Source organism: Endozoicomonas sp. ALD068 (assembly GCF_049310145.1).
GTDB lineage: Bacteria > Pseudomonadota > Gammaproteobacteria > Pseudomonadales > Endozoicomonadaceae > Endozoicomonas_A.
This window is the reverse complement of sequence record NZ_JBLYNU010000004.1, coordinates 469,355-485,115: the sequence shown is the minus strand read 5'-3', so window position 1 is coordinate 485,115 and position 15,761 is coordinate 469,355. Positions and strand designations below refer to the sequence as shown.

Annotated in this window: 3 protein-coding genes; all 3 read left to right on the top strand. The window is 48.8% G+C overall.

Annotation, left to right across the window (positions count from 1 at the left end; genetic code table 11):
* Positions 1-46 precede the first annotated feature (46 nt).
* The 3 genes from ACO6V5_RS01660 (at position 47) to ACO6V5_RS01650 (ending at position 15,753) form a co-directional block, all read left to right on the top strand.
* Positions 47-4,828: a hypothetical protein gene (locus ACO6V5_RS01660; protein WP_422441923.1), complete on the top strand. Its 4,782-nt coding sequence runs from the start codon at positions 47-49 to the stop codon at positions 4,826-4,828.
* Positions 4,825-5,004, top strand: a complete 180-nt coding sequence (locus ACO6V5_RS01655) for a hypothetical protein (RefSeq protein WP_422134656.1) — start codon at positions 4,825-4,827, stop codon at positions 5,002-5,004. The genes ACO6V5_RS01660 and ACO6V5_RS01655 overlap by 4 nt, the downstream gene beginning before the upstream one ends.
* 270 nt (positions 5,005-5,274) lie before the next feature.
* Positions 5,275-15,753 (top strand): hypothetical protein, encoded by a 10,479-nt coding sequence (locus ACO6V5_RS01650; RefSeq protein ID WP_422413171.1) that lies wholly within the window; start codon positions 5,275-5,277, stop codon positions 15,751-15,753.
* The last annotated feature ends 8 nt before the right edge of the window (positions 15,754-15,761 follow it).

Here is a 15,761-nt window from a genome sequence, read left to right as displayed (position 1 = left end):
AATCACTTGCCACAGTAATAAAAATACTCAGCTATAAGGTAGTAGAATGACAAATACCCGCCCCAATGCATTAAGTCTTGCAGTGGCCGTTGCAATCAGTTCTTCCATCATTAGTTCACAGGCACTGGCCGATCGCAAGTTGCAGATAAAAGCTGCCAATATACCGGGCAATGGACATGTGGAGATGACCCTGAGTGAGGTCAGGGTTCAGCCAACTTTAGGGGATGACCAGCAACCAATACCCAAATCCATCACCACCACCTACCCTGCTCAGCCACGTGACAGGTTTGGCCATCACTTTAATTCTGTGGGCTTTACGGAAGCTCTTGCTGACGCTCTTGAGGACGTTTCTGTTGTTGATGTGTTTGCAACAGACGAGAATGACGTTGCTCAGAAATACACCAAAGTCCTGAAAATGGGTGACGATGGCATCTTCAGGTTTACCCACAACCTTGCAGAAAACGAACTGGTCATTGAAGTCAAAGACAGAATGACCGATCAGGATATACTTGTGGGTGTTCATAGCCTGTCATCTGGCGGCCTGTCATTAGAGCCGCTGACGAAAATCGCCAGCTCCACAGAAATGGGTCGGTTGCTGAGCATTGTTTATTCCCTGCGAGGACAGTTCGGCGCAAGTGATCACTATGTTCCCCTTGCCACCATTAAAGTAGAAAAAGTTGCAGTGGATGGGCGAACCTTTATGCGTCTTATCGCTGCGGGCGACCAGCCCCCTGACCTGCAACGTCTGGGTCAGTCAGTCTTTGTCAATGATGATGTTCTCCTGGCAGCAGCGGCCTCTGCCTATATCCAGGTTTATATCCTGAAAGAGGATTTACAACAGCAGGCTCTTAATGAACTCCTGGCACATAGCAAACCCGTCGGATATATTGTCCACGTCGAGGATGACTCACAGATTTATCCTGTGCCTGCAGGTTATCCGAAGCTGGAAGTCGCTGAAACTCCGGGAGAGGTCATTGTTTTCCATGGTCAGATGCAGAGTCCCGATGATATTGCTTTTGTAGAAAGCCTCTATAACCTCTGGAAAGAAGCTGAGCTTAATACCCCCACCCCGGAAGCGGCAGCAGTAATAAAGGTTTTCAGACAAAAAGTCAGAAGCTACCTGTACGTCATACGAAGCAAGCAGATGGCTCTGCTGGAGGAGGTTATTGCACGGCACGGCACGGGTGGATTTAACAAAGACCAACCGCCGACGATGACAAACGAAGACAGGGAGGCGATGCATGCATTTGGATACTATGAATTTCTTCAGCAGGCATTGGTCAGTGCCACTCCAGCTGCAGCGGCTCGAACGAATCAATTTGAACTCACACTGGAACACATCAGGCTCACTTCGTTAGTCATCACGCCAACCTGGCAGCAGATTCAACTGGCAAAATACTTCAGCTTCAAACCCGTACTCAGAGATAGTCTGACTGAACAGCATTATGTTAAGAGTATTCTGAATCATGTACCCGCTGTCGACAGCAATGCCCTTCGCAACGACGACCCGTTTCTTTCCAAAGTCCTGAGCGATATGGCCCAACAGCTGATTGAATGGGAAAGCTCACTGGCAGAAAATCTGGCAACAAAAGGCGAACTCATCCGGGTCAGAAAGCAATTAGAGCTCATAACGGAGGAAGCCTCTATCAATGAAGAGGAAAAACTGAGAACAGAACGACTCTATCGGCTGGCTGAATCAGAGCTTACACCTGTTCGTGCCGGGCAGGAAGACATCAGAACACCCGTTCACCCGGAGGCCTTGCCTGAAGTCATTGGAAAACTGACTGCCGTAGAAAAAGCCCTGGCGATGGATATCCTCGGTAGAGAGGACGATTTGTATTACCGTCGGGAAGCCATTTCCGGGGAAATTCAGAGATACATCACAAAAGTCAGTCAACAGGCAGGGGAAGAGGCACTGAAAGACTTGGATGAGCGAGCCATAAGACAACAAAAAGCGATACTAAAAACTTTAGAGGACAGGCTGAACATCGACATTAGCGAAAACTCTGCTGCTAAAAAAGGAGGCAAGAGCTTCACTGTCAAACTGGCAAAAGATCTGCGTGTAGCATTTGACATGGATGACGACCTGTATGATCAGAAAAACACCCTGAGAACCAAAATTCAGGAATTAATCGAAAAATCAGACGCACTCTACGACGATGAAGCTGCCAGAAGAGCCTGGAACAATGAAATAGCTCATCAACTCAACATTGAGGATTATAAAGCAGATGCCCCTATCGAAAACCAGAACAGTGTGATTGCAACAAAACTCCGACAGCTGGACAAAGAAATGATCAATGAGGATCAACCTGAGGTTAATGATCGTATCGCCGGCATTGAGAATGAACTTGACAGGCAAATGGCCCGGCTGGGACCCAAACCCCGATATGTTCTTGAACGTGAGCTAGCCAGAGCCAGACAAGCAATACAAAAAAGTGAAAGTTGGCTGGAAAGAATGGATGAAATCCTGAGGACAGCAGAGGAAGCCATCGAAAATAACGTCGGTCCATTCCAGTTCTCGCCGAGACAGGCCAGGGTTCTGGCTGATATGGGCACCTTCTCACAGCAGCACTCTCTCAAACAACAGGCTCTGGATGCCGCACTGGGTCTGGCAGAATCAGCATTAAACAGCGGTAAGGTAATACCAGACCTTACGACTTTCGATTTTGACGATGAATTTGCACCGATTCGCTTGCAGGCACTGGTCGGAGATGAAGTGACGTTCAATCAGGCCAGTCGGATTGTAGAAGTCTTCAAGAGCCTGAAGAGGATTTTTCCGCTCACCCCTGTCGTGCCGCTGGAAGATCGACCTCCTGCCGTGGCTAAAAAGCAACAGGTTCTGGATGCTGCACTGGGTCAGGTAGAGTCAACAATCAACACCGGTAAGACAATACCTAGCCTTGTGACTTTCGATTTTGACGATGAATTTGCACCGCTTGGCTTGCAGGCGCTGGTGAGGGACGATCTGACATTTGATCGGGCCGGTCAGATTGTGGAAGTCTTCAAAAATCTGAAAACGAGCTTCCCTGCCGAGCCTCTGGAAGATCAGCCTCAGAATGTCATTGAACAAGTCCAGGCTCTGGCAGACAGAGCCAGGAATGAGATGAAAACCGGGGCTAAACAATACGACGACGAAATTCACAGCATGGGCAGAAGAGCCATTCACTTCGTCGGGCATGAACCAAAGGACCTGAAAGACTTCTCGGAATACTTCGAGGCCCATTCTGCCAGCGGTAACAGGATAATAGCTCTGCTGCGCGAAGGTCTGATCAGCAAAATTGAACTTGAGAACTACATGGAAGCTGTCAGAGGTGTTGATGGTCATCAGACAGTGGATGAATTTGAACACTTCCTTGGCTACAAACACGGCATCCATATGACTGAGTTCAGGAAAGTTGTCCAGATGCTGTCGGATCAGGGTGCTGAGGAATTCATGCAGAGTGCCTTCACTCCTGTAGCTGCTACTGCAACTGGCCCGGCAGGTATGAAAGAGTCGGTTGTCGGCATGACAGAGTACGCAGCTGCAGTCATCGCCAACTACGTTCTTGATGATATTGCCTTTGAAAATGGCCGCAGGACGGCAGCGTTTCTGGCCAATGCTCAGGAGACCCTGACACCTTATGCCAATGCTGTCGGGATGTCTGAATCAGACCTGATCAAGATTGTCCATGACACATTGATGCAGGCTCATGCCGCAGCGGTTGAGCGGCAGCTGTCGGATTACTGGATCAAACCTTCAGCCTTCCTGGTACAGGCTATCACCTGGTATTACTCCAGCTACAAACCACTGCTGGTGAGCACTAACGCTCGGCGGGCTGCCGAGCTATCCCTCTCAAACATGTCGTTCCTCTATCTGCTGGACCTGACCAACAGGGGTGATTATCTGCACAGAATGCTCACACCTTTCCAGCACTGGCTGGAACGCTACGGCGTTGACCTTGACCGAACCGGCCAATATGCCTATCACAGCGGCATTGAACAAATCTCTGAAGTGGGCGGACTGGCCATGCCACTGGGCAAAGCCGCTTCATCAGTCATTCTGTTAAAAACCGGCTCTGCGCTGTTTGCCAGACAGTACAATGCCAACCCACACAGGTATCGCAGCATTTCCCGTCTGGTGCCGGAAATAGTGAAATCCATGGGTTCCGCGCAAGGGGTTCAGGTACCGCTGCCGAACAGGGTGACACCACAAAAAGTAAAAACGCTGGCCTCTGCCACAGCCGGTCTGGTGCTGGGTCCGGTAGCCACTGTCGGAGCATACGCCCAGGGTCTTATATCTGGGTTCACCTATGCTCAAACCTTTGGATTCACTCTGGCGTCCGGTCTCACTTTCGACTTCTTTATGAACGACAACAAGATGCTCACTCAATGGCTGGGTGGACCTCTGGGTCGTAGCCTTGACAGGATTAATCGCTGGCGCGGCGTCGGTGAAACCCAGGATGAATATGTGAAACGTACGGCCATTGCTACACCTCAACGCTATAGTGAAACCGATGAAGAGTACGCGAGCCGCGTTAAGACAGACGACACTGTGTATGGCTGGACTCGACACGAAAACTACCTGCAGTTCCGTGAACGCCGTGATCGAACCATGAAACTGTTCGAGAATAGCTGGGAGAAATACTTCAGGGAAAATGTGCCTAAATGGTCGTTCTCCCATGCAGAAAGCATTCCTTACTCTTACACCCTGGGTGCCTTCTTTGGGTCAGGGACTGCAGAGCCTGAGCAAACCCCCGCAGCCGTGAAAGCAGCACCGCTTGCGGGAGGTATGCATTCCCACGCAGAGCGAGGCTGTCGCAAAACTCTCTCCGGCATGGGAACGCGTTGACTCCCGTCATTGCCGGCTTCATTCTCGTCATTCCCGCGAAGGCGGGAATCCACACTGACTCTCCACCAGAACCATACTGCCCGGTGTCCCCCTGGCCTTGTCATCCCCGAGAAGGCAGAGATCCACCGTTGGCGCTGGATTCCCGCCTTCGCGGGAATGACGACTTCAGAGCGTGAGAACGAGCTGTTGAAGTTTTGCGACACCCTCAGAGCGTAGGAAAGAGTTGTAATTTCACTGGCATTGAACTTTGCCACGTGAATTAAATTCGCTTAACAGCTAGCAGATTTTCCACTGTGAACTAAATTCTCTCAACAGCTTACCGTAACAGCCATGAACGATTGACAGCCATGAGCGATTGACAGCCATGAGCCTTTGTAAGCTGTTTCCTCGCCAGGTGTGGCAAACACTTTTCACTGTAATCAAAGTACCAACTCTGAGGTAGTAGAATGACAAATGCCCGCCCCAATGCATTAAGCCTTGCAGTAGCCATTGCCCTCAGCTCTTCCATCATCAGTACACAGGCAATAACCGAGCGCAAGCTGCAGACAAAATCTCTTGATATCTCTAACGACGAACATCTGTCGTTTACACAGAGTCTGGTCAGTGTTCAGCCAACTTTAGCGGGTGACCAGCAACCAATACCCAAATCCTTTACCACTACTTACCCTGATCAGACCCAAGCCAGAGAAGGCTGTGCGGTTCCCTCTGAGGGTTTTACAGACATTCTTTCTGCCGTTAGTGCTGACGTCACCAGTGTTGATCTGTTTGAAACGGGCGAGAATGACGTTGCTCAGAAATACACCAAAGTCCTGAAGGTGGGTGATGAGGAAGTCTTCAGGTTCACCCATAGCCTTGGAGAAAGGGAGCTGATAATTGAAGTCAGAGGCGGAATGACCGACCAGGAGACCATTGACGCTGTTCGTGATCAATTAACGGTCATACCGTCATTAGAACCCTCAACGAAAATAGCCAGACCCGAACAACTGCATGCGGTCCTGGAAGGTGCTGATGACAGAGCAGGAGACCTCGGCACAAGCGACTACTATGTTGCCCTCGCCACCATTAAAGTAGAACCCATTGAAGTGAATGGGCGAACGTTTATGCGTCTCATCGCTTCGGGCGATCAACCCCCTGAACTGACCCGCCTTACTCAATCGCTCTTTGTCAATGATGAAGCGCTTCTGGCCGCAGCCACCTCGGCCTACATCCAGGTTCATGTCCTGAAAGAGGAGTTGCAACAGGAGGCTCTTGATAGACTGCTGGCACTGAGCAAACCCGTCGGATATGTTATGCAAAGAGAAGATTCCACAAGGGTTTACCCTGCGCCTTCGGGTTATCCAAAGCTGGTACCCAGTCATACTCAGGAAGATACTATTGTTTTCTATAGTCAGAAACTGAATCCAGCCGATATCGCTTTTGTAGAAAACCTATATGACCTTCTGGCAGAAGCTGAGCCTGATGGCCTCACTCACGCAACAACAAAGGTTAAAACATATAAGGTCAAAAGCTACCAGCATGTTATTCGAAGCAGGCAGTGGGCACTGCTGGAGGAGTTGGCTGCCCAGGGCAATGCTGAATTCAGCAAGGATAAACTGACTTCGCTTGCATACTATGAATCTCTCCAGCAGGCATTATACAGCGCCAGGCCTTATAGAACGGATGAATTTGAACTCACATTAGAACATCTCAAAGTCACTTCATCAGTCCTCACGCCAACCTGGATACATTATCAACTGGTAAGACACTTCGGTTTCCGTAGCGCAATGAAAACTCTTCTGACTGACCAGCGCTTTATTCAGAATATGGAAGAATTGATACCCTTTATCAGAGTTGTCCAAAAAGTGCAGGCCGATGGAGATGAAGAGTTTGCTGCCAGAGTCGTGAAAGGCATGTCAGCGCAGATGATTAATACCTATAACAAAATAGAGGCGCTGCGGACAAAAGAAGGCGAGTACAACAGGCTTCTAAAACACCTGGAGGACAATGCAAAGGAAAAACTCAGAGCCCTTGAACTCAAACATGAGCTTGCGCAGAAGGCTGAAGAAGAGCTTGCGCAGACTCGTAAAGCGCTGGAAGAACTGCGAAACCGGTCACAGAAACCGCAGCAGGAAGTCGAACGAATTCCGGCATTGGAAAAACAAGTTCTTGATGCCAGGGCAGACGCCTCAAAAGTATACAACAGTCAACTGGCAAAGGAGCTTGGTATTGATAACTGGGATAATACCCAGCCAACCGAAGAACAAGCCAGAATAATCATACAGAAAATTAATGAAATCAACCAAATGGTGGCGGCAACAGGAAAAGCTCATTTTTATAAACAGGCTATACGTATGGAAATGGCAGCCATTGAAACCATTTTCCATATTACTCCGGTCGATAAAGACGATCTTAATGCCCGCTTTAGAGGCATTTACGAGCAGTTGCTACAAAAGTCAGAACTAACCTTTGAGGGGGCCCAACAGACACTGGCTATGGCAGAAGATGAGCTCGGTCTGACACGGGATAACGAAGAAGACCTGATAGCCCGCTTCCGTAGCATTCTCGAAACCCTCAGGCAGATGGCGCTTGAGTCCGCTCGACAATTTTTTCAGGATCAACAGCAGGGGCAGGAAGAACAGAAAAACCAGTTACAGAAACTTCAGCAGGAAGCCAAACGAATTCCAGAGCTGGAACAAAAGGTTCATGATGCCAGAACAGATGCCACAAAAGACCGCAACGCTCAAACGGCAGCAGAGCTTGGTATTGATGACTGGGACGATACCCTGCCACTGGAAGAACAAGCCAGACTCATCAGAAAAAAAATTCAGGCAATCAAACCATCGGTTGCCGCAACAGAAGAGCCTGATGAAGAAACTGTAAAAGCAAAACCGGCGGGCACTGGCAAAAAAGGTCGCATTATTCTGGTCGATGAAGACCAGCTGGCAACCCTTCTGATCACCCGCGAGCAGCTGCAACAAAATCCGGAACAACCCGACGAGGAAATTCGGGAAAAACTGTCTGACCTGGAAGACCAGCTCGGACTGGTCCCGAACAAAGAAGATGACCTGCAAGCCCGTCACCAGAACATTCTGAAGCACCTTGAACAAGAGGCATTTGATGTCAGTCAAAGAGAGCTGAGAGAACGGAAAAACCGGTTGGAGAAGCTTCTGCAGATAGGAGAGGAAAACCAGTTAGAGAAACTTGTGCAGAAAGCCGGTAGGGTTCCAGAGCTGGAAAAGGAACTTCTTACTGTCAAGAGATATGCCAGAAAAATTCGCTGCGCCCAGAGAGCAGCAAAGCTTGGTATTGATGACTGGGATGAAGCCCGGCCACTCGAAGAACAACGCAGACTCATAGAAGAAAAAATTAATGACATATACAGATCAATGGCCGCAACAGGCCATCCTGATGAAGAAACTGTAACAGCAGAACCGGCGGCCATTGGTGGCAGGCGTGTTATTGCTTCGGTCAATAAAAACAATCCGGGGATCCTTCTGTTCATTCAAAAGGAGCTGCAACAAAACACCAAACTATCCGATGAGGAAGTGCAGGAAAAACTGACTATCTTTGAAAGTCATCTCGGCCTGGTTCCGGAAAACAATGATGACCTTGAAGCCCGTCATCGGGCCATTCAGCAACACCTCAAGCAGCAGGCACCCGAGATTGTTCAACAACCCCTTCTGATCACCCACGAGCAGCGGCAACAAAATCCGGAACAACCCGACGAGGACTTTCAGGAAAAACTGTCTGACCTGGAAGACCAGCTCGGACTGGTCCCGAACAAAGAAGATGACCTGCAAGCCCGTCACCAGAACATTCTGAAACACCTTGAACAAGAGGCATTTGATGTCAGTCAAAGAGAGCTGAGAAAACGGAAAAACCGGTTGGAGAAGCTTCTGAAGACTGGAGTAGAGAAACTTGTGCATAAAGCCGATACGGTCCCAGAGCTGCAAAAGCAACTTCTTACTGTCAGGAGAATTGCCAGGAACACTAACTACGCTCATACAGCAGCAAGGCTTGGTATTCATGACTGGGACGATACCCTGCCACTCGAAGAACAACAAAGACTCATAGAAGAAGAAATTAATGATATATACAGATCAATGGCCGCAACAGGTCAGCCTGATGAAGAAGCCTTAACGGGAGAACCAGCGGCCATTAGTGGCAGGCGTGGGATTGCTTCGGTCAATAAAAACAATCCGGCCACCCTTCTGCTCATTCAAAAGCGGCTGCAAGGAAACACCAAACTGACCGATGAGGAAGTTCGGGAAAAACTGACTATCTTCGAAGATCATCTCGGCCTGGTTCCTGAAAACAATGATGACCTCAAAGCCCGTCACCGGACCATTCAACAGCACCTCAAGCAGCAGATAACCGAGATCGTTCAACAACCTTTTCAGAATCAACAGCAACAGGAAGACAAACGAATTTCAGAGCTGAAACGACAAGTACTCACTGCCAGAGCAGCTGCCACAAAAGTTCGCAACGCTCAACTGGCCGCAGAGCTTGGTATGGATGACTGGGATGATACCCAGTCACCCGAAGAACAAGCCAGGCTCATTAGAGAAAAAATTAATGAAATAAAACCATCGGTTGTCACAACAGCTCAGTCTGATGAAGAAACTTTAGAGGCGGAACCGTCGGCCATGCAGATAGAAGAGGAAAACCAGTTAGAGAAGCTTGTGCAGAAAGCCGATATGGTTCCAGAGCTGCAAAAGCAAATTCTTACTGTCAGGAGAATTGCCAGGCAGGCTAACTACGCTCATACAGCAGCAAGGCTTGGTATTGATGACTGGAATGAACTCCTGCCACTCGAAGAACAACACAGACTCATAGAAGAAAAAATTAATGACATATACAGATCAATGGCCGCAACAGGTCAGCCTGATGAAGAAGCCGTAACGGGAGAACCAGCGGCCATTAGTGGCAGGCGTGGGATTGCTTCGGTCAATAAAAACAATCCGGCCACCCTTCTGCTCATTCAAAAGCGGCTGCAAGGAAACACCGAACTGGCCGATGAGGAAGTTCGGGAAAAACTGACTGCCTTTGAAAGTCATCTCGGTCTGGTTCCGGAAAACAATGATGACCTTAAAGCTCGTCACCAGGCCATTCAGCAACACCTGAAGCAGCAGCTAACAGAGACTGCTCAACAACCTTTTCAGAATCAACACCAACAGGAAGACAAACGAATCTCAGAGCTGGAACAACAAATACTCACTGCCAGAGCCGATGCCACAAAAGTTCGCAACGCGCAACTGGCAGCAGAGCTTGGTATGGATGACTGGGATGATAGCCAGTCATCCGAAGAACAAGCCAGGCTCATTAGAGAAAAAATTAATGAAATAAAACCATCGGTTGCCACAACAGGACAGTCTGATGAAGAAGCTGTAAAAGCAAAACCGCCGACCATTAGCCAAAAGCGCGGTATTACTTCGGTCGATGAAGAAGATCCGGCTGCCCTTCATTTCACTCCACGGCGACAGCGCCTGGAACAAAACGAAGAACTACCCTATCCGGAAATTCTGGAAAGACTGACTTTCTTTGAAAATAAACTCGGCCTGGTTCCGGAAAACGAAGATGACCCTGAAGTCCGCCTCCTGAGCCTGCATCAGGGCATTCAGAAGGAGTCACGCAGGGCTTATCTGCAACATGTTGAGAACCAGGAAGAACTGGCAAAACGGAGAAACTGGCTAAAGTTTCTTCAGGATGAAGTTAATCGAATTTCAATACCGAAAAAAGAAGCCCCTGAGTCAATGGAGGAAAACAGAAAAAATTACAACATTCAGTTGGCAGCAGCGCTCGAAATTGATGACTGGGATGATACCCAGCCACTGGAACAACAAGACAGCCTCATTAGACAGAAAATTCGTGATCTCAAGCAACCGGCGACCGTAGCTCAGATTACCGCATCATCAATGACCCCGACAACGATTGCGCCAACAAAGATCGCCCCGACACCGGTCATCGCAACATCATTGGTGACTGCAACATTATCGGTGACCACAACGAATGCCGCAACCGCACAAACTCCGCAAGAAGCTTTCAAAGAAACTCTGGCGGCCATTGAAAGCAGGCACAATATTACTCCAGACGACGAAAATGATCTGCTTGCCCGCTGTCAGTTTGTGCAACAGTACCTGCAGCAAAAACATGCAGAATTAGCCGATTTTAGCGAAGTCGAGAATAAGCTGGCCTGGATTGAAGGTCAGCTCGGCCTGACCCCTGGTATCGAAAGAGACCCGGAAGTTCGCTGTCAGACCATTAGGCAACACCTTGGGGAGCAGAATGCCCAAATCGCTCAACAACAGCAGCTTCTTCAGCAACAGAGTACAGGCACAGAGACTGAAATAGAAGCTGAAATCAAAGCCCGCTATGCAACCATTGCCGCACATTTAAACATTGAGAATTTTGATAGCAATGCAGATATTGGCGATCAACAAAAACATCTGCTTCAAGAACTCAAGAAACTAAATCTTCAACAAGATCTGCTTCTTTCAAAGATGAAACAACAATTCCCTTATACCAGAGAAGAGGACTATGGAGATGATGCCGGTATAGACGAACAAAATAGTCTAATTGAAGCAAAACTTAAACAGCTGGATGCAGAAATTTTCAAAGCGCGTCAGCTTGAGGTTAATGTTCGTATCGCAGCCATTGATGATGAGCTTGACGGGCAAATGGCTCGCCTGGGACCTGAACCCAGAGACGTTCTTGATCGTGATCTGGCCATGGCCAGGCGAACAATACTGGTAGCTGAAAATAAGCTGGCAGGGCTTCATCGTAAGCTGAATGATCTTCCACGCAAAAAATTGGCCGTTACGATTGGCAATGACGTTCACCCTGCTCCGGATGGAGACGACGAAGCGGCCACAAAAAATCTGAACACCCGGATAAAAGGCCAGAAAATTCATGAAACCAGGCAATCGGTTACCGTAAAATCCATTGCCTCAAGACCGGTTAGCGCAACGCCGGTTGCGACGGCTTCGATTGCCCCAACACCCGTTAGCGCAATGCCAGTTGCAACGGCTTCTATTGTCTCAACACCCGTTAGCGCAATGCCGCTTGCAACAGCTTCCATTGCCTCAACACCCGTCAGCGCAACGCCGTTTGCAACAGCTTCCATTGCCTCAACAGCACACTATCAGGAAGAAAAATTAAAGAAAAAACTGCCTGCCATTGCAAGCTGGTACGATTTTACTTCAGACAATGAACCGGAAGTCCTTCATAAATCCGTTAAACGAGACATTAAGCAGCGGTTAGCCCGGATCACTCAACAAAAGCAACATCTTCAGCAAGATCTTCAGCAACTTCTTCAGCAACAGAGCACCGGGACAAGGGCTGAAAAAGAAGCTGAAATAAAAGCCCGCTTTGCGACCATTGCTGAACATTCAAACATCCAGGGTTTTGATAGCAATGCAAATATTGACGTTCAACAAGAACTCCTGATTCAAAAATTTGAGGAAATAAATGCCCGCGAGCAAGATCTGCGTCAACAACTTTATACAATGGCCAATCAACAGGATATAGAGCATTCTTACACCCTGGCCAGAAAAGATGCCCTGGCGGCGGTTATTGGTTTAGATCGGGTTCCTGAAGATCGTGCTGCCCTGGAGTTAATAGTTCGTGACAAGCTCTCCCAGCTTGCAGAGCTGGAACAAGAACTGGAAGACATCAGAACACCAGGCCATCCAAAAGCCATGTCTGAAGTACTGCAAACACTTCGTGCCGCAGAAAAAGTACTGAAGGATGAACGCCTCACTAAGGAGCAAGATGTGTATTTGCGTCGCATGGACATTTCTGTAGACATGAGGGCATTCATCAGAGAAGCCAGAAAGCACTCAGAGAATAAGGCCCTGATGACACTGAGTTATCTGGAAAACTTACTCAACATCAAAGCCGATGAAGATGATCACAAGGCAGCAAGACTGAAGAGCATTCTTACAAGGCTTGATGATGGTGATATCTCCAATTATCAGCTGGATCAGATGGACATGAACCTCTGGCCGGAAATTGACAGGTCGCAGGAAGATCTGGAGCAGGTGAGAATGGATCTCAGACTCTTATGTATTCGTGATCGTCTTATCTTTATAGTCAAAGAATCGGATAAGCGAGCCATAGAAAAACAGGCAGAGTACCTTGTTGCTCTGGAGAAAGAGCTCAATATCGATCCTGATAAAAACCCTGCTGCAAAAGCAAGAGGCAAAACTTTCCTGGCCAAACTGGCCAGTGATCTGCAGATAGAGTTTTATGACGACGATTCAAAACTGTCTAAACAGTACGCACTGAGAAGCAGAATTCAGAAATTAAGGAAAGAAGTAAACGAAATCTATGACGATGAAGGTGTCAGAAGGATCAAAAACAATAAAATTGCTGAGCAACTTGATATTAAGGACTATGGAGATGATGCCGGTATAGACGAACAAAATAGTCTGATTGAGGCAAAACTTGAGCAGCTGGAGGCAGAATTTTTCAAAGCGGTCCAGCTTGACGTTAATGAGCGTATCGCAGCTATCGATGATGCGCTTGACAGGCAAATGGCTCGCCTGGGACCTAAACCCCGCTACGTTCTTGATCGTGATGTTGCCATGGCCAGGCGAGCAATACTGGCAGCTGAAACCAAGCTGGAATGGCTTCATCGTAAGCTGAATGATCTTCCACGCAAAAAATTGGCCGTTATGATGGGCAATGACGTTCACCCTGTTCCGGATGAAGACGACGAAGCTGCCGCAAAAAATCTGAACACCCGGATAAAAGATGACCTCGGATCACTGGCAGAGATTCAGGAACAGGCCCGCCTGGAAGGCGAAATTGAAACCCAAAAAGCAGACATTGTGAAACTGAAGGAAGCCCTGAATACTGCAGAAAAAGCCGTCATAAGTGATGGCGGTCCCTTCCAGTACTCCCCGGATCAGGAAAAAGTTCTGAACGCCATCCACAAATTCACGAAGCAGCACCCTCTCAAAAAACGAGCTCTGGAAGCCGCAGTTGGCCTGACAGAAGCAGCGATAGAGTGTGGCAAGGCAACACCATTCTTTACGAGTTTCGATTTTGACGATGAATTTGCAGCCATTCACCTGCAGGCAATGATCGGAGACAAACTGACGTTTGAACAGGCCGGTCGGATTGTGGAAATTTTCAATGACCTGAAGGCCACCTTCCCGGAATCCCCATCCGGGTCTGTAGAAGATCAACCCCGGAATGTGCTGAAAGAAATCGAGATTCTGACGGACAGGGCCAGGATGCACTTAGAAGCCGGGGCCCGACAATACGACGTCGAAATTCGAGGCATGGGCTTAGCAGGCATTCACCACGTTGAGCAAGGACCAAAGGACCTGAAAAGCTTCTCGGAATACTTCGCTACCCGTTCTGCCAGCGGTAACAAGATCATAGCTCTGCTGCGTGAAGGTCTGATCAGCAAGATTGAGCTTGAGAATTACATGAAAGCTGTCAAAGGTGTTGATGGCTATCAGACAGTGGATGAATTTGAACACTTCCTTGGCCACAAACACGGCATCAGGGTGTCTGACTTCAAAGCCGCTGTCCAGATGCTGTCCGACCAGGGTGTTGAAGAACTCATACAGAGTGCCTTTACTCCTGTGACCCTGACTGCAACTGGCCCGGCAGGCATGAAAGAGTCTGTTGCCGGCATGACAGAGTACGCAGCGGCTGTCATCGCCAACTACGTTCTTGATGATATTGCCTTTGACAATGGCCGCAGGACGGCAGCCTTCCTGACCAATATTCAGGATACCCTGACCCCCTATGCCAATGCTGTCGGGATGTCTGAATCAGAACTGATCAAGATTGTCCATAACACATTGATGCAGGCTCACGCCGCAGCGGTTGAGCAGAAGCTCAATAATTACTGGGTCAAACCTTCAGCCTTCCTGGTACAGGCTGTCACCTGGTACTACTCCAGCTACAAACCTATTCTGGCAACTCATAGCGACTGGCAGGCTGCCAAACTGTCCCTTGCAAACATGTCATTCCTCTATCTTCTGGATCTGACCAACAGAGGTGATTACCTGCACAGAATGCTCACACCTTTCCAGCACTGGCTGGAACGCTACGGTGTTGATCTTGACCGAACCGGCCAATATGCCTATCACAGCGGCATTGAACAAATCTCTGAAGTGGGCGGACTGGCCATGCCACTGGGCAAAGCCGCTTCCTCAGTCATTCTGTTGAAAACCGGCTCTGCGCTGTTCACCAGACAGTACAATGCCAACCCCCACAGCTATCGCAGCCTTTCCCGTCTGGTGCCGGAAATAGTGAAATCCATGGGTTCCGGACAAGGGGTTCAGGTACCGCTGCTGAACAGGGTGACACCACAAAAAGTAAAAACACTGGCCTCTGCCACAGCCGGTCTGGTGCTGGGTCCGGTGGCCACTGTCGGAGCATACGCCCACGGACTTCTATCCGGTTTCACCTATGCTCAAACCTTCGGCTTCGCTCTGGCGTCCGGTGTCACTTTCGACTTCTTTATGAACGACAACAAGATGCTCACTCAATGGCTGGGTGGACCTCTGGGTCGAAGCCTTGACAGGATTAATCGCTGGCGCGGCGGCGGTGAAACCCAGGATGAATATGTGAAACGTACCGCCATTGCCACACCTCAACGCTATAGTGAAACCGATGAAGAGTACGCAAACCGCGTTAAAGCAAATAACACTATGTATGGCTGGACTCGACACGAGAACTATCTGCAGTTCCGTGAACGCCGGGATCGCACCATGAAGATGCTCGATAATAGCTGGGAGAAATACTTCAGGGAAAATGTGCCCAAATGGTCATTCTCCCACGCAGAAAGTATTCCTTACTCCTACACTCTGGGTGCCTTATTTGAGTCAGGGACTGCGGCGCCTGAGGCCGCCTCCACAGCTATGAAAGCAGCACTGGCTGATCACGAGTTTGATAAAGATAAAAATACCCGCGACGAACTTTGATATCAGAA

Coding starts and splice junctions, on each gene's coding strand:
- ACO6V5_RS01650 (WP_422413171.1), top strand. CDS start 5,275: ATGACAAATGCCCGCCCCAATGCATTAAGCCTTGCAGTAGCCATTGCC.
- ACO6V5_RS01660 (WP_422441923.1), top strand. CDS start 47: ATGACAAATACCCGCCCCAATGCATTAAGTCTTGCAGTGGCCGTTGCA.